The sequence below is a fragment of the Amphritea pacifica genome (assembly GCF_016924145.1).
Classification (GTDB): domain Bacteria; phylum Pseudomonadota; class Gammaproteobacteria; order Pseudomonadales; family Balneatricaceae; genus Amphritea; species Amphritea pacifica.
This window is the reverse complement of the sequence record NZ_JAFFZO010000024.1, coordinates 1-16,030: the sequence shown is the minus strand read 5'-3', so window position 1 is coordinate 16,030 and position 16,030 is coordinate 1. Positions and strand designations below refer to the sequence as shown.

Annotated in this window: 17 protein-coding genes; 11 read left to right on the top strand and 6 right to left on the bottom strand. The window is 51.3% G+C overall.

The window, feature by feature from the left end; translation table 11 throughout:
* Positions 1–9: 9 nt before the first annotated feature.
* Genes JW499_RS14360 through JW499_RS14350 form a run of 3 tightly spaced genes read right to left on the bottom strand, consistent with a single transcriptional unit; the run spans position 10 to position 3,136 of the window.
* Positions 10–1,023: an LLM class flavin-dependent oxidoreductase gene (locus JW499_RS14360; RefSeq protein ID WP_205211262.1), complete on the bottom strand. Its 1,014-nt coding sequence runs from the start codon at positions 1,021–1,023 to the stop codon at positions 10–12.
* Positions 1,013–1,432 carry a GlcG/HbpS family heme-binding protein gene (locus tag JW499_RS14355; protein WP_205211261.1) on the bottom strand — a complete coding sequence of 140 codons (420 nt, stop codon included), beginning with the start codon at positions 1,430–1,432 and terminating at the stop codon, positions 1,013–1,015. The genes JW499_RS14360 and JW499_RS14355 overlap by 11 nt, the downstream gene beginning before the upstream one ends.
* Complete coding sequence (locus JW499_RS14350) at positions 1,433–3,136, bottom strand: sigma 54-interacting transcriptional regulator (RefSeq protein WP_205211260.1); 1,704 nt, start codon at positions 3,134–3,136, stop codon at positions 1,433–1,435.
* A gap of 117 nt (positions 3,137–3,253) precedes the next feature.
* Between JW499_RS14350 and JW499_RS14345 the strand changes: the two genes are divergently transcribed.
* Positions 3,254–4,138, top strand: coding sequence for a LysR family transcriptional regulator (locus tag JW499_RS14345; RefSeq protein WP_205211259.1), 885 nt, complete (start codon positions 3,254–3,256; stop codon positions 4,136–4,138).
* On the opposite strand, the gene JW499_RS14340 is transcribed toward JW499_RS14345, so the two are convergent.
* Together JW499_RS14340 and paaX are read right to left on the bottom strand one after the other, a co-directional pair.
* On the bottom strand, positions 4,131–4,712 hold the full coding sequence (locus JW499_RS14340) for a DUF2889 domain-containing protein (RefSeq protein ID WP_205211258.1): 582 nt from the start codon (positions 4,710–4,712) through the stop codon (positions 4,131–4,133). The two genes, JW499_RS14345 and JW499_RS14340, sit on opposite strands and share 8 nt — an antisense overlap.
* 113 nt (positions 4,713–4,825) lie before the next feature.
* Positions 4,826–5,746, bottom strand: a complete 921-nt coding sequence (gene paaX / locus JW499_RS14335) for a phenylacetic acid degradation operon negative regulatory protein PaaX (protein ID WP_205211257.1) — start codon at positions 5,744–5,746, stop codon at positions 4,826–4,828.
* Between the two features lie 584 nt (positions 5,747–6,330).
* Between paaX and JW499_RS14330 the strand changes: the two genes are divergently transcribed.
* The 6 genes from JW499_RS14330 (at position 6,331) to maiA (ending at position 11,594) form a co-directional block, all read left to right on the top strand.
* Positions 6,331–7,353, top strand: coding sequence for a TRAP transporter substrate-binding protein (locus JW499_RS14330; protein ID WP_205211256.1), 1,023 nt, complete (start codon positions 6,331–6,333; stop codon positions 7,351–7,353).
* Positions 7,354–7,363: 10 nt separating this feature from the next.
* On the top strand, positions 7,364–7,879 hold the full coding sequence (locus JW499_RS14325) for a TRAP transporter small permease (protein WP_205211255.1): 516 nt from the start codon (positions 7,364–7,366) through the stop codon (positions 7,877–7,879).
* Between the two features lie 50 nt (positions 7,880–7,929).
* Positions 7,930–9,258, top strand: a complete 1,329-nt coding sequence (locus tag JW499_RS14320) for a TRAP transporter large permease (RefSeq protein WP_205211254.1) — start codon at positions 7,930–7,932, stop codon at positions 9,256–9,258.
* A gap of 60 nt (positions 9,259–9,318) precedes the next feature.
* Positions 9,319–9,801 (top strand): universal stress protein, encoded by a 483-nt coding sequence (locus JW499_RS14315; RefSeq protein WP_205211253.1) that lies wholly within the window; start codon positions 9,319–9,321, stop codon positions 9,799–9,801.
* Positions 9,802–9,947: 146 nt separating this feature from the next.
* Positions 9,948–10,874, top strand: coding sequence for a LysR family transcriptional regulator (locus tag JW499_RS14310; protein ID WP_205211252.1), 927 nt, complete (start codon positions 9,948–9,950; stop codon positions 10,872–10,874).
* Between the two features lie 87 nt (positions 10,875–10,961).
* On the top strand, positions 10,962–11,594 hold the full coding sequence (gene maiA / locus JW499_RS14305) for a maleylacetoacetate isomerase (protein ID WP_205211251.1): 633 nt from the start codon (positions 10,962–10,964) through the stop codon (positions 11,592–11,594).
* Between the two features lie 56 nt (positions 11,595–11,650).
* On the opposite strand, the gene JW499_RS14300 is transcribed toward maiA, so the two are convergent.
* A complete protein-coding gene (locus JW499_RS14300) occupies positions 11,651–12,874 on the bottom strand; it encodes an EAL and HDOD domain-containing protein (RefSeq protein WP_205211250.1) in 1,224 nt (407 codons plus the stop codon).
* A gap of 173 nt (positions 12,875–13,047) precedes the next feature.
* Here JW499_RS14300 and ylqF point away from each other — a divergent pair, with 173 nt between their 5' ends.
* The 4 genes from ylqF (at position 13,048) to JW499_RS14280 (ending at position 15,872) form a co-directional block, all read left to right on the top strand.
* Positions 13,048–14,004: a ribosome biogenesis GTPase YlqF gene (gene ylqF, locus JW499_RS14295; RefSeq protein WP_205211249.1), complete on the top strand. Its 957-nt coding sequence runs from the start codon at positions 13,048–13,050 to the stop codon at positions 14,002–14,004.
* Position 14,005: 1 nt separating this feature from the next.
* Entirely contained in the window at positions 14,006–14,281 is a 276-nt protein-coding gene (locus JW499_RS14290; RefSeq protein WP_091358420.1) for a hypothetical protein, read from the top strand.
* A gap of 89 nt (positions 14,282–14,370) precedes the next feature.
* A complete protein-coding gene (locus tag JW499_RS14285; protein ID WP_205211248.1) occupies positions 14,371–14,631 on the top strand; it encodes a CDGSH iron-sulfur domain-containing protein in 261 nt (86 codons plus the stop codon).
* A gap of 62 nt (positions 14,632–14,693) precedes the next feature.
* On the top strand, positions 14,694–15,872 hold the full coding sequence (locus JW499_RS14280) for a BaiN/RdsA family NAD(P)/FAD-dependent oxidoreductase (protein ID WP_205211247.1): 1,179 nt from the start codon (positions 14,694–14,696) through the stop codon (positions 15,870–15,872).
* Positions 15,873–16,030: the final 158 nt, after the last annotated feature.

Genomic DNA, 16,030 nt, shown 5'->3' with positions numbered 1-16,030 from the left:
GGGTTCAGATTAAAATGCCGTCATCAGTTTGCTGTAACTGTTGCAGCGGTCTTTAAAATCATGGGTAACGTTAACCAGCATCAGTTCTTCAGCATTGTAGTGATCGGCCAGTCTCTCAAGCTCTTCACGGCACTGTGCTGCTGAACCGCTGACCACCGAATCAAGGGTTTCCTGATAATAAGCCTGATCCGACAGTGATAGTTGGTTATAAAGACTGAGGGCCTCTTCAGGGCTACGGATATGCTCACGGATACCGTGACGGAATGCCATCACTTTCCAGTACATGTTCGGGGCCGCCAGGTAGGCGGCTTCCTCCTTGCTGTCGGCGCAGAGGCAGGCGACAGAGAGAATGGTCTGCGGTTTCTCCAGCCCCTTACCATTGGGACGGAATCTGGCTTTATAGCGTTCAAAGATCTCTGCCGGACGTTCATGGGTGCCGATAAACAGCGCCAGTACAAACCCCAGCCCCAATTCTGCCGCCAGGTCGACACTGCCGCTGCTGGAGCCTAGTGTCCAGAGCTGAGGGGCCGAAGCACCCACCGGGGTGGCATTGATACCGTAAAAGGAGTGTTCCTCAGGCAGATTATCATGCACAAAGCCGCTCAGATCGCTTAGCAGGTGAGGATACAGCTCGGCGCTGTTTGGCCGGTGAGGAAAGGCTAATGCTCTGCTGGTCAGGTCAGTTCCGCCGGGTGCCCGGCCAACGCCGAGATCGATTCTGCCCGGATTAAGCGCTTCCAGCGTGCGAAACACTTCCGCCACTTTGAGCGGGCTGTAGTGGGATAACATAACGCCACCACTGCCGACACGGATATTCTGAGTATTCTGGGCGATATGGGCGATCAGAATTTCAGGGCAGGAGCTGGAGTAGCTGGCGGTATCATGGTGTTCTGCAATCCAGAAACGGTGATAGCCCAGTTCCTCACACAGCTGCGCGAGACGGGTAGAGTAGTGCAATCCCTGACTTTGAGACTGACCATTATGAGCTGGGGACTGATCTACTACGCTAAGCTTAAACGGCATCAGTGACTCCCGCAGAGGTGAAGCCCGCCTGATCGATAGCTGAAAGTGCGATCATCTTATCCTCAGCGGCACTGCCGCCAGAGATGCCGATCCCGCCGATCAGTTTGCCCTGCTGGAAGACCGGTTCACCGCCGGCGAACAGAATCAGGCCACCATTAGTCTGCTCAAAGCTATCCAGCTGCTGCTCCCGTACCAGTTGACCGAGAGCTTCGGTGGGGGCACCAAACAACACTGCACTACGGGCTTTTTTCTGGGCAATCTCAACCGACCCCAGAGGCGAGCCATCCATTCGCTGGAAGGCGCAAAGATTGCCTCCCGGATCGCAAACGGCAATATTCACATTCACGCCGGCGTTGCGGGCGGTGGTAAGCGCCAGCGTCAGTAGTTGCTGGCTTTGTTCAGATAGCATCTATTCAACCTCTATATTCAGTTTTTTAAGGCGGTAAGCCAGCGTCGGGCGGGTGATATCCAGCATACGGGCGGCTTCTGCAACATTGTTTTCTGCTTCCGATAGTGCAAACCGGACCAGCGCTTCTTCAATCTTTTCTAACGATCCAAACTGTTCAAGCGCCTGCTTTGTCCAGTTGGTGGCTCCATGCTCTGGTGCGGGAGCAGAGTCGATAAGGGTGCCTGACTTTGATAGCACCTGGCTGTTGTTGTCCTGACGCATGCTGGGAAACAGATAGTCGGCATCGATGGTTTCGCTATCTTCAGCAAGGATGACCCCCCGCTCGATGATGTTTTCAAGTTCACGGATGTTGCCGGGCCAGTCATAGTTAAGCAGCGCTTTGGTCGCCAGATCAGAGAGTCCCAGAGTGTTTTTACCGTAGAGCGTTTCGTACTTTTCCAGGAAGTGGGCCGTCAGCAGCGGGATATCTTCATGTCGCTGGCGTAACGGTGGGATATCGATCGGATAAACATTCAGCCGGTAGTAAAGGTCTGCCCGGAACCGGCCTGCTTCAACGGCTTGCGCCAGTGATTCATTGGTTGCGGCAATCACCCGCACATCAACGGTACGGGTCTGGGAATCGCCTACCCGTTCCAGTTCACCCTCCTGTAATACGCGCAGCAGTGTCGCCTGAGCACGGGGGCTCAGCTCAACCACTTCGTCGAGGAATATGGTGCCAAGATGGGCGCGCTCAAAACGTCCCTCACGACTGGTGTTCGCGCCGGTAAATGCACCTTTCTCGACGCCAAACAGTTCCGCCTCAATCAGGTCCGGGGGGATTGCGGCACAGTTAACAGCGATAAAGGGCTGGGATGAGCGGCCGGAGCTGTCATGGATCCCTTTGGCAACCAGCTCTTTCCCCACGCCTGTTTCGCCCTGTAGAAGCACTGAAACCTTACCGGTTGCCGCTTTCTTCGCCAGTCTGCAAACCTGCTTAAATGCGCCGGATTTACCAATCAGGTTGCCCAGGCTCGGGGTGTCATCCACCTGATGGCGTAACTCGGTAACCTGATTCTGGAGATCGTAAAGTTCTTCAATGATGGGGGCTGTTTTAAAATAGTTGCGGTAGGTTTGATGGTCTTCCCATTCAGTAGCGGGCTTACCCTCAAACAGGCAATGTTGATCGCCACAGCCGCGACAGTGAGTCTCTTTAAAGATGATCTCCTGTCCCAGCAGTTCTGAGGCGAAGCTGCTGGTATGACCCACCAGAGCCCAGCAGGCGGGGCCGTCTGTCAGACCCAGCTGGGAAATAAACATTTCAGCTTCGTAAGAGTCATGCATGTTCAGCAGGGCATAGAAGTGCTGATTTTCCGGGTCAATCTCCAGCTTCAGCTCCTCAACTTTTACAGAGCCTTTCAGTGAGTCCAGCTGAAAACCGGTGCGGAACAGCTCCTCGGGTTCTATATCGCCGGCCAGCCGTTTAACCAGTTCGGCGTCTTTCTGCCCCAGGCTGTAACCCAGACGCATAAAAAAGCCTTTGGCCCGCTCCAGACCGACGGTGAGGATCTGTTCTTTGCGAAAGGTGGTCAGTGACGCCATCTGCATCAACAGCATGCGCTGTTCGCCAAACCAGACGGTGCCGTCATGGTTCTGGAATCTGACCTGTTTGGACAGTTGCTTGATATCAGGATGCTTTATATTCAGATGTTTGGTTGCGATGTTCATTAAATAAGCACTCTGGATTGTTATGGTTATGATCAAATCATCATATATGATTGCCTATATAAAAAGATGTAGTAGAAATGTAATATATAATCCCAAATATGGGATTAAGGTAATCAAATGAACTATCAGGATCTGTTTATCTTTCTTAAAGTGGTGGAGCGAGGCAGCTTTCTCTCGGCTTCAGAATCGTTATCGGTCCCCACTTCGACCGTCAGCCGCAAGGTTCAGCAGCTTGAAAATGATCTGGGTTATAAGCTGATGCACCGCAGTGCACGAAAAATGGTGCTGACGGAGGCGGGTGTCAAGTTCTATAACCGTTGTCAGCCGCTCTTTACTGAGCTGGAATATGCCGCTAAAGAACTTGATGATGAGTTGGCAGAGCCTTCCGGGTTGCTAAGGGTAACCGCGCCGGTCAGCCTCACCAATGACCTGTTGGCGGAGTGGCTTTTTAAATTCATGGAGCGCTTTCCACGTATCAATCTGGAGCTGATAGTGGTTAACCGTAATATCGATCTGGTAGAGGAGGGGATCGATGTCGCGTTCCGTATCGGTGACGTGCGGATGCAGAACTGGATTTCAAGACCGTTAATGGAATCAAGCTTCAGTGTTTGTGCCAGCGAGGATTATCTGCGTCGACGGGGAGTACCGCAACACCCGCAGGATCTGTATCAGCACACTCTGATCGTAACCCGCAGAAATCCGGTGTGGAACTTCAGTAAAGAGGATGAAACAGTCAAAATTGTGGGTGATGCGCGGATGAAAGTCGATGAGCTGAATATCGCAGCGCGGGCGGCAGAAAATGGACTGGGTATTGTCAATCTGCCGGACTATGTTGTGACTAAGTCATTGACCTCTGGCCGGTTAAAAAAACTGATGCCGGGCTGGCAACCGCACCCGCGGGAAGTGCATATGCTGTATCCAGAGCGTAAATACATACCCGGCAAGGTAAGGCTGTTTATCGAGTTTGTAATGTTCCATGCAAACGAGAAGCGGTTTAACTGATCTGTTTGCTGCTGATCAGCTTGTCCGGCTCGTAGTATTGTGGCCAGTACTTCTTAACCACCTCACCGGCGCTGTCAAAAGTATGGCAGGTGTTGAGTGTATGGGGGCGGTGCTCCTCACTGGCTTGCTCATGTCTGGCTTCCCTGGCCTGATGGGTTGCCTGAAATGCAGTGGTTGCCACCGGCCCAAGCAGCTCTAGCAGATGGGTGCAGCCATTGGTGCCGCCAAACAGCTGTTTGCACCGTTTGGTGAATCCTGGCGCTATTCTCAGGCCGATCAGCTGTTTATATGCATCGGCAATTGATGGGCAGACTGTAAAAGGAGTGTGCTCCATACTGGCGACAGCGTCGAGAATATTGAAATCCAGATCGATGGTCAGTCTGATAGACATATCGTGGATGGGCTCGCCGGGCTTCACCGGACTCAGACTCCGGTCGCGCAGCGTAATCGGGATGGTTTTGATATCGGTCAGATGGCCCTCGATATCCCATAGGCCATCAGCGCGCTCAAACCCCTCACAGATGACAGTACGGGTGTGGATTTTTGTGCGTTCAGCAGGTTGAGGTAGTGGCATAGAATCTGTTCTTTCTAATAGTAATAGTTTATCGGGTGCCCACTCGCTGGGGACGCCTGTTAAAATATTAAACCCATAAACTGTTGTGGCTTGCAATCTTTTGTTGCAGCTGCTTACAAGCCACCAAAGCGTTTGTAGAAGCGGGGAGCGGGTTCGGGCAGAGGACCATCGGCGGTCTCCTGGGTCGAGGAGAGGTGTTCCTCCGCACGCTTATAGATCAACCGGTAGATGTTGCGGCACAGCACTCTGGCGGATGTACCGCTCCAGTCGGCCGGCAGTAATTTTTCCGGCAGCTGCGGGTCTCTCAGCAGAATTCTACGGTAGTGATGGATCATCAGAGTACGGAGCTGGAAGCACTGCTCCGGGTCCAGTTCGGACTGCCCCTCCAGGGCTCTGAGAATCGGTCGGAAACGCTCCAGAAAGGCCTGATAACCTTCGGCCAGCAGGTCAAGATTCCAGCACTCATGCACCAGCTCTTTCAACGGAATCGAGGTCTGGCTGCCTGCCAGTTCGGACTTCATATGGATCACATCGTTGAGCACGCATAGCTCCTGCAGCGTACTGCTGACTTCGGTTATGTCTGCCATAGGGTGCGCCATGACGCTGGGAGCGATATTACCGAAGCCGAGCCATTCAAGCTCTTTTTTGACAACCTTACGCAACTCATTATCGAGCTGAGTGGTGACAATCATATCCCACTTGCCATCCCACTCGGGATAAAGCTCAGCGTAGATTCGCCTGAATGCACTTTCAAATCGGCGACGTCCTGTGTCTGTCAGGCTGTAAAAACTTTTCCGGCCAACCTGGCTGGAGGCCAGCCAGCCATCTTTTGTCAGTCGGAAAATCGATGTTCTCACCAGTCGCTGGTTGAGTCCCAGTGGCTCCAGCAACCTGATCAGACTTCCCAGCCAGACTGTTCCGCCTCGGGGGGATATGGCATCGCCATAGATAGTGATGATCAGAGAACCGCCCCGGATCGGGCGTTGATTCTTAAAGTCATCGACCAACTCTTCAATACAACGGAGTTTGTTCATGGGCTACTCATAAATCAGAACGGAAAGGGTATCCAGGCTAACAGGAAACGCTGATAGCGGATATTACCAGTAAATCAACGAGTTTATGAGCAAAAAACAATCTCATCAACATGGTAAGGGGTAATTAAATCCATATGGTCTATAAGTAAATGTAACACAGGGTTGTTGCTGCCGGATGCCTGGACAGCATAACTGACCGTAACAGAACAGACGCAGAGAAGATAAAACTGAATGTGGTTATAGGTGTTTACCTGTAAATACTATTAAGTTAACATGTTAACTAAAAGCTGGGTCGAGGACTCTCTGACAGACAGGATAGACGACCAGAGCACAATGCGCTTTGTTCAGGTTCTCAGAACAAAGGCGGATCAGGCAAAGCAGGGCAACGGAGGCGCTGTAATACTTAACTGATACACATTTCTTTTTAATGTTGTATGGAATTGTATCACTTAGTTGGTTATGATTCGAAAGACCCTGACCTGAGTGGTCAGGATAAATAATAAATAGGGGTAAAACCCCAATAATCTCTTAATAACAATAACTGACGTATTAAACGTTCAAGAGATAGCCAGGAGATAGACCGAATGACAAGAATGACTTTCCTGAAAAGTGCGGCCGCGATTGCACTGGGCACATCACTAACTACCGTTGCTCTGGCTGATACTACACTGCGTGTAGCCAGCTGGTTGCCACCTACCCATCCACAAAATGCTGTTGTCTGGCCTACCTGGGCTAAGTGGGTTGAAGATGCCACCGAGGGCCGTGTTAAGGTCGAGATTGAGTATGGTCTGGGTCATCCAAAAACCATGTTTGAGCTGGTGGAAGATGGCGTAGTGGATGCTTCGTGGAGCTATCACGGCTATGTACCGGGGCGCTTTAAACTGACGCAGGCGGTAGAGCAGCCGCTGCTGGGGGCGAGTGCAGAAGCGGCATCTGTCGCCCATTGGCGGGTACATCAGAAATATTTTGCTAAGGCTAATGAGCATGATGGTCTTGAGGTGATTGGTCTGTTTACCCATGGGCCTGGTCAGATCCATCTGGCTGAACCTATCTCTTCTCTGTCTGAGCTGGAAGGAAAGAAGATCCGTCTTGGCGGTGGTGTTCAGGGTGAGATCGGTGCGCGTATGGGCGTGACGGCGGTTGGCGCACCGGCACCTAAAGTTTACGAGATGATGCAACAGGGTGTTATTGATGGGGTGTTTATCCCGATGGGTGAGCAGAAATCTCTGCGTCTGCATGAAGTTGCCCGCAATGTCGTTGCACTGCCGGGTGGCATGTATCTGGGGAGCTTTGGGATCTTTATGAACCCCGACTTCCTGGCTGATCTTGATGCTAAGGATCGTGACGCTATTCTCAGCGTGTCTGGTGAAAAACTGTCAGCCATGGCTGGGCGTGCCTGGGATGCGGCGGATATTGAAGGCCTTAAAGCTGCGCAGGAAAACGGTGTCAATGTGGTTCAGGTCAAAGAGGGTGAGCCGATGGCTGAAGAGTTTAAGGCGCTTACCAAGGGCATGGATGAGGCCTTCTATGAGTCTGTAGCTGACCGTGGTGTCGACGCTAAAGCCGCGCTGGCTGAGCTGCGTCAGATCGCCCGCAGCTACAAGTAAGGAGCCTGCTATGTCCTTCAGTGCCTGGATGAAAGCGCACTACGAGGAGAAGGGGCCGGTCGCCTGGCTGGCCTTCCTCCTTGAATTTGTAGCTGCCATCACGTTGTTCTTTATGATGATGCTGACCTGTGCCGATGTGTTTGGACGGTATTTTCTCGATAATGCGGTTGATGGTGCGACCGAGTTAACTGAGATGAGTCTCGCTATTCTCGTTTTTGCTGAGATGCCTGTTATTACCTGGCGCGGTGGTCATGTAGTCGTTGATATTCTGGACCGGCTACTGGGCGGTACGGTAATCAAAGTGTTAGGTCTGCTGTCTGCGCTGCTTATCTCTACTTCGTTGTATTTTCTTGCTGTTCGTATCCATGAACTGGCAGTACGTTCAAATAGTCGGGGCGAAGTGACCGAGTTTCTGCAGGTTCCGGTCGGTTATATTGTCGATTATATTGCCGTGATGAGCTGGGCGACTGCTGCGCTGATGATCAGTTACGGTATCTACCGGCTGCTTTTCCTATCCCGGGATTGATTCCGGGTCTCCGGTATTAATGCGCTGACAACGTTACAGGTATTATAAGAATGATTACTGCATTAACTGGTTTTGTAATTTTATTACTGTTCATCGTGGTGGTCCGCGTGCCGATCGCATTTGCCATGGGCCTGGTGGGCTTCTTTGGTTTTGCCTATATGCAGGGCCTGAGCTTTGATAATTTTATGGATTTTAACTGGAACTCCTCTCTGACGATGGCTTCCAAACGGGTGATTAATACTGCTCAGGAGTATAGCCTGTCAGTGATTCCGCTATTTATCCTGATGGGGAATCTGGTTACCAAGTCGGGTCTTTCTCATGAGCTCTATCGGGCATCCTACGCTTTTCTCGGTCACCGCAAGGGTGGTTTGTCGATGGCTACGGTGGTTGCCTGTGGTGGTTTTTCGGCCATTTGTGGCTCCAGTCTGGCGACTTCCGCGACGATGGCAAAGGTGGCGATGCCGCCGATGCGCAAATATGGCTATGCCGATTCTCTGGCCACCGCCTCCATTGCCGCAGGTGGTACTCTGGGAATACTGATTCCACCCTCCGTTATTCTGGTTATCTATGGTCTGCTTACTGAGACCAGTATCCGTGAGTTATTTGCGGCGGGCTTTATTCCCGGGTTTTTGGGTATTTTACTCTATCTCTGCGCCGTCAGGTTTGTTGTCTGGCGTACTCCTGAAGCGGGACCTTGCGGTGAAAAGATGAGCTGGCCCGAGCGGATTCAGGCATTAAATGGTGTCTGGGGTGTGTTGGCGCTGTTCTCTGTGGTGATGGGAGGAATCTATCTCGGTATCTTTACACCGACGGAAGCGGCGGGTATTGGTGCCGGTGGTGCATTTATTATTGCCCTGTATCGCAGATCGCTTAGTTTTGGCAGTCTGTTCGATATTCTTACGGATACCGCCCGTACCTCGGCGATGCTCTTCGGAGTGTTGATCGGTGCGCTGATCTTCTCCAACTTTATCAACCGTGCCGGCCTGCCGTCAGACCTTCTGGATCTGGTCAACAGCCTGGATGTTGCCCCAATGGTGGTTATTCTGGTTATTTTGGCGATCTACATTGTACTGGGTATGGTGTTTGAAAGTTTGTCGATGTTGCTACTGACGGTGCCGATCTTTTTCCCGCTGGTTCAGAGTCTCGGCTTTGACCTGGTGTGGTTTGGTATTGTCGTTGTCGTGGTGACTGAGATCAGTCTGATCACGCCACCGGTGGGCATGAACGTATTTGTTCTGAGTGCGGTGCTGAGAGACGTTAAAGCCAGTACTATTTTTAAGGGGGTTACCCCGTTCTGGTGCGCTGATATCGTTCGCCTGGCGCTGATCACCTTTATCTCATCGATATCGCTGTTTCTGCCTGAGCTGCTGTATCGTTAATATGTTACGGCCTCTTACTCTTAATAGGGAGCCGGGGCCCTTTATCAGAAGGTTACTGTTATGCTACCTGATGTAAAAAAAATCCTGTATGCGTCTGATATTGATAAAGGTTCACGTCCGGCATTTCGTGCTGCGGTGAGCCTGTGTGGCCATTATCATTCTGAAATTACCTACCTGCATGTGATAGAACCTCTGAGTGCCTCAGCGCAGAGTATTGTTCAAAACATGATTAGTGAGGCGGATCTGAATGAGCTGCATGATCAGAGCCTGGAAAACCTCAAATTTAAAATTGAGGAGCGAATCCAGCGTTTCTGCGAGTCGGAACTTGAGCAGAATGAGATCCTTGATGAAGGCGCTGTAACCTCCCGTGTAGAGGAGGGAACTCCCTGGAAAACCATACTCAGAGTGGCGGATGAGATCAACGCCGATGTCATCGTGATGGGAACCCGGACGCACTCTGCTATGGGACAGTTCCTGCTCGGCTCAACCGCCAATAAAGTGATGCATAACTCAAAGCGGCCGGTGCTGATCGTGCCACTCTGATCGCTGTATTAGCGGATAAAAGCGGCTTCTGAAGTCGCTTTTTTTGTGCTTCAGACCCATGATTATTATCTTTATGGAATTAATATTGTGTATCAGCGTATGCCCTGATAGGTTAAAGCCTGATCAGTGTTCAGGAGAGGCAGTGAATGGATGTTTTGTCGGCAATGGCTGTATTCGTCAGGGTGGTAGATCTCAAAAGCTTTTCCCTGGCAGCCTCTGAACTGGGGATCTCCAGCTCATCAGTGAGTAAACAGATTTCACATCTGGAGCAGCATGTCGGTGCCCGGCTTCTGCAACGCACAACCCGGCGTCTCAGTGTCACGGAAGTGGGGGCGGCCTACCATGAGAAGTGTCAGGCAATTCTTGCAGATGTGGACGAAGCTGAAAACCTGGTGTCTCAGTTGCAGGGAAAGCCCCGGGGGCTGCTGAGGATTAACTGCAATATGACCTTTGGTCAGTTGTTGCTGTCAAAGGCGATCCCTGAGTTTATGGCTGCTTATCCGGATGTGCAGCTGGAAGTTGCGCTCGATGACAGCGATGTCGAGCTGCTCAAAGAGGGGTTTGATCTGGCGTTGAGAATAGCCCACCCTAAACTACCGGATTCCAGTCTCATCGCTCGTCAGATAGCTTCCATCCCGCTGTTCCTCTGTGCCACCCCCAGCTATCTGGCGCAGCATGGTCATCCCCAGACACCCGAGGATCTCAGACAACATAACTGTCTGGTCTTTATGCTGGCAAGTAATACCAATCTCTGGACCCTGACAAACGCTGAAGGCAGCCAGACTGTACAGGTCAGTGGAGACCTGAAAGCGAACAACAGTCTGCTGGTATTACAGGCTGCCCTGGCGCATCGGGGGGTGGCTAATCTGGCCTCATTTGTAATCGAACGCTATGTTGAGGAGGGACGTTTGGAATTACTGCTTCCAGAGTTTCAGGCAGAGCAGCTCAGCCTTTATGCAATCTACCCTGATCGCAAATACAGCCCTCCGAAAGTCAGCTTATTTATCGAATTTTTTCAGGGCTGGCTGGAAAATAATCTGCAGCAAAAACTACACTGCCAAAGCCGTTCTTAATCCTGGACTGACCGTTTATTATGATAATCTACTTTTAATTTTTTCTATAAGCGTCTGTTTAATAATAAAATATATTGGGTAAGATAAATGATTCTGTATGACTACTGCCGCTCTTCAGCGGCTTACCGCGTTCGTATCGCCTTGAATCTTAAAGAGGTTGAGTATCAGCAGGTTCCGGTCAGTTTGCTTGCCGGTGAGCAGCGTTCTGCCGAATATCTGGCCCGAAACCCCCAGGGGCTGGTTCCGGCACTTGAGGATGGAGTGCTGCTGCTGACTCAATCGCTGGCGATCTGTGAATATCTGGAGGAGTCCTGTTCTGGTGGTGTGCCGCTACTGCCAGAAACGGCTGCTGATCGGGCAACCGTGCGAGCAATGGCACAACTGATTGCCTGTGATATCCATCCGCTTAATAATCTGCGTATGCTTAACTATCTGGTGTCTGAACTGGGTGTTAGCGAAGGCGAAAAAACCGAGTGGTACCGGCACTGGATCTATCAGGGGTTTACCGCGCTGGAACAGCTGCTTAGCCAGGTGTCTGGCCGTTATAGTTTTGGCGATCAGGTGTCGCTGGCTGATCTTTGTCTGGTTCCGCAGGTATTTAATGCCAACCGGTTCAACTGCGATCTTGAGCGCTACCCCAACATTGTCCGGATAAATGAAAACTGTTTGCAGATTCAGGCATTTGCCGCTGCCCATCCCGATCTGCAGCCCGGAGCATGAAGTGGGTTAGCAAGGCCGCAAATGCGGCCCAGGGGATATGCTGAGGCCAGAGAAGATTAATCGATATCACTGAGCGCCTGCATCGCTTCTTTACTCCAGTCGAGGGCTTTGCGATAGCAGGTTTCATAGAGGTTTGAATCGAAATTGGTTGGCAACAGATCCCAGTCGCCCGCTTCATAGTTGCCAACATACATCAGCGTTTCGCCCATCTCGCCCTCATTCAACAGAATCGCATTTTTGATCTCGTCACTCAGGGGGACTTCCCGGAGCATCGATTCACGATCAATATCCAGCAACAGGTGTAAATTGGACATCATACCCGTCATGAAATAGCTGCCGGGATTACTGCGTTTGCTTGCCAGTGCGATCTCTTCACACATCCGCCCCCGTACCAGCAGACTGCGGCAGATCTCTTCTGGTTTGCCGCTCTGGTTGTTAAGCGCAATCAGAGTCGCCCACTTCCTGATCTGCGTCATTCCCAACATAACGATCGCTTCAGTCAGGGATTCAACCTTGCGCACCAGGGAGTAGGCCGCTGAGTTGACGATACGCAGGAGCTTATAGGTGAGTACCGGATCGCGGATAATCAGATGTTCAAGTCGCTCAGGAGTGGTGTTGGGATTCTGAAGTTCCTGCACCAGTTCAAACAGCGCGGCCTGGTTCGGGTCAACTTTCTTCCCTTTAACCAGTTTAGGTTTGCTGAGGAAGTGTCCCTGAAACAGCTTAAAACCGAGTTTATTGCACGCTTCCAGCATCTCTACCGTCTGGATTTTTTCCGCCAGCAGGGTGACTTTGAAGGGCGTTAGCAGCCGCACCTGCTCGGCCACTTCCTCAACGCTCATATTCTGCACATCAACCTTGACGATATGTGCCATCTTCAGCAGGGGTTCATACGCTGCTTTATAGGTGAAATGATCCAGCGCGATGCGGTAACCCGCCTTGACCAGACGGTAAATTGCGATGATGATTTCGCGATCTGGTTTAATGTTGTGATGCACTTCGAGGACTATGTTTTTACGTGGCAGCTCAGGGAAGTCGTCAGACACCAGCAGGTCTCGATTGAGGTTGATAAACGCTGGCACCCGTTTCAGCTCCCCCTGATCAGAGATGCTGGTGTAGGAGTTAAGGATAACCTCACTGGTAGAACCGGCATTGCGGAACAGGCTGTTATCCGGGTCCTGATCGTCCCGGTAGAGCAGTTCATAGGCGACTACCCGCTGGCTGCGGTCAAAGATCGGCTGGCGGGCCATCAGAACTTGTGAATCTGATGTGCTTTCCATATAGTTTTTTCCATTCAAAACTGCTTTTTGCTACAGCATATAATCAGCAGTTTCTGTTGTCAGCTGGTTTATCACCAATACAGGTAATAGGATTATGGGATAAACAGCAAAAGAAGTCGCTGTTTTCAATGCGACAGGTATAATGTTGCTCCCTGATTTAGCAGACTGTGATTATGAGTACAATTAACTGGTTCCCGGGCCATATGCACAAAGCCCGCAAAGAGATCGCCCAGGTGATGGATGAGATCGATGTGGTGATCGAGGTGCTTGATGCGCGCCTGCCGGTTTCCAGTGAAAATCCGATGGTGTCTCAGCTGCGCAAAGGAACACCGGTCATCAAGTTGCTGAATAAGAGTGATCTGGCGGACCCTCAGCGAACGCAGGAGTGGGCGGCGTTTTATAACAGTCTGCCCGACACTCAGGCACTGATAATCGATTATTCGCAGAAAAAGCTGATCAGCACTATTCCCGATCTGTGCAATAAACTGGTGCCTTCGCGAAGTAATCATGGGCGTCAGGTTCGGGCGATGATTATGGGGATACCCAATGTTGGCAAGTCCACCATGATCAATGCCCTGTTGGGCAGGAAAATCGCTAAAGTCGGCAACGAGCCCGCGGTTACTAAGGGGCAGAAACGTTTTACCCTGCGCAACGGTATGGCGCTGTCCGATACGCCGGGGATGTTATGGCCTAAAATTGAAGATATCGATTCAGGCTACCGCCTGGCCGCCAGTGGGGCTATTAAAAATACCGCAATCGAATTCGAAGATGTTGCGCTGTACGCTGCTGAGTTTTTGCGTAAAGCATACCCAGAGTTGCTGGTGGCTCGCTATAAACTGAAGCAACTGCCAGAGCGCGGCGACCAGGTGCTGGAAGAGATTGGGCGCAAGCGTGGCGGACTGAGACCCGGCGGCAAGATCGATATGCATAAAGCATCAGAAATACTGCTTAACGAATTGCGCGGAGGTCAACTGGGGCAGATAACCTACGAAACGGTCGAAGAGTGGCTGTTAAAGTGGGAGCAGCAACGGCTGGAAGCAGAACGTCTGGAGCAGGAACGAGAAGCGCAGGAAGGGCTGGAGGCAGAGTCACAGAGTGATCGCCCGGCTCAGAGAAATAAAGGTAAATGATATGACACGTATTAAGAAAAAGCGTACTTCACCAAAGCCCATTTTTCTCGATGTGCCCCGGCGCAGCGAGAAACTGGCTGATCCCGATAGCTATGAGAGCCGTAAGCGCCGCAGTCTGGAACAGAAGAAAAAGCATAAGTCAGTGTACGAAAAAGCCCGTGAAGCTGAATTAGCAGCAGAGTCCGCTGAGGCTAAACGTGATACGCCACTGGCGGATAAAATTCGTCGATTGAAGCGCGCTGAAGAGGCTCGCCAGGCGGAAGCCGAAGATAAATAAATCCCTCCGGAGTTTGATCTCCGCTAAAGCCTCATCTACGTTTACTGGTGCCTGCAGATAAACTGCAGGCGGTAAATGGAGATCGGACTATGACTCATGCTGATGTTCATCGTGCGGGCGATTCGCCTGCCAGGGTTGATCTGAAAGAGGGTGAAACCTATTGCTGGTGTGCCTGTGGCCGTTCGGCGAATCAGCCTTTCTGTGATGGCTCTCATCAGGGTACAGGGCTTGATCCGGTGGTCTTTGTTGCCCGCAAGAGCGAAACCGTGTTTCTCTGCCGTTGTAAACAAACAGCTACAGCGCCGCTTTGTGATGGTAGTCACAGCCGGACGGGCAGTAACAGCCAATAGCACTCGCTAGAATCACCTCTACTGGGTACAATGCGTTTTTTTTTAAGCAGGAAGTGTGTACCTTGCAACAGGTTGATGTGGTTATTGTAGGGGCTGGTGCTTCCGGTCTGATGTGCGCTGCTACCGCTGGCTATCGGGGACGTTCGGTGCTGGTGCTTGAGCATACAGCTAAGATCGGCCGGAAGATTCTGATGTCGGGTGGTGGCCGCTGTAACTTCACCAATATTCATAACTCACCCGCGAACTTTATTTCAGAAAATCCTCATTTTTGTAAATCGGCGTTGAGTCGCTACAGTGCGCAGGACTTTATCGATCTGGTTGATCGTCACGGGGTGGAGTATCACGAGAAAACGCTGGGACAGTTGTTCTGCAATGAGTCCAGCAAAGAGATCTTGCAGGTTTTACTCACCGAGTGTGACTGGGCAGGGGTTGAGATCAGAACGGAAACCCAGGTGCATAAGCTGCAACAAACCGACAACGGTTTTCAGTTGCAAACCACAGCCGGCAATATAGCGGCAAAATCAGTTGTTATTGCTACCGGGGGGCTGTCTATTCCGAACGGCGGAGCGACCAGTTTTGCCTACGATATCGCCGAGCAGTTTTCGCTGGATCTGTTACCGCGTAGCGCTTCGCTGGTGCCTTTTACCCTGCAACCCAAAGATAAAGAGCAACTGAGCGAGTTGTCCGGTGTTTCACACCGGGTTCAGGCGAGTATCGGTAAAACCAGCTTTATTGAGATGATGCTGTTCACGCATCGGGGACTCAGTGGTCCGGCAATTCTGCAGATCTCCAATTACTGGCATCCCGGTGAAGAGATCGAGATCGATCTGTTCCCTGGTTTCGATCTTCTCGAGTGGCTGAAAGAGCAACGCGAGCTGCGCCCGAAAGCTGAGCTGACCACCATCATGGCGCAGCAGATGAGTAAGCGAATGGCACAGATACTCTGTGTAAAGTTTGAGCTCTCTGGCGTAATAGGAAACCTCTCCAATAAGCAGCTTGAAGCGGTTGCGGCTGCATTCTGTTGCTGGAAAATTAAACCGTCGGGCACAGAAGGTTATCGTACGGCCGAAGTTACAATGGGTGGTATAAATACTAATGAAATCAATCAGAAAACGATGGAAACTAAATCTGTTTCTGGTTTGTATTTTATCGGTGAGTGCCTCGATGTGACCGGGCATCTGGGCGGCCATAACTTCCAGTGGGCCTGGGCGTCGGGAGTGGCTGCGGGGCAGGCGGTTTAAGGGCAGTGGCTAGATCGCGGCTGCGCTGCTCGCTTATGTGGACTCCCCTCTGTCAACAATGAAACGATTTTGACTTAGAATAAATGCACGCTTATGTTCGAGCTCTGATTGAGTCGCTAACTCTGGCTCACTGATATTTGCGCGAACTACCGGATCAT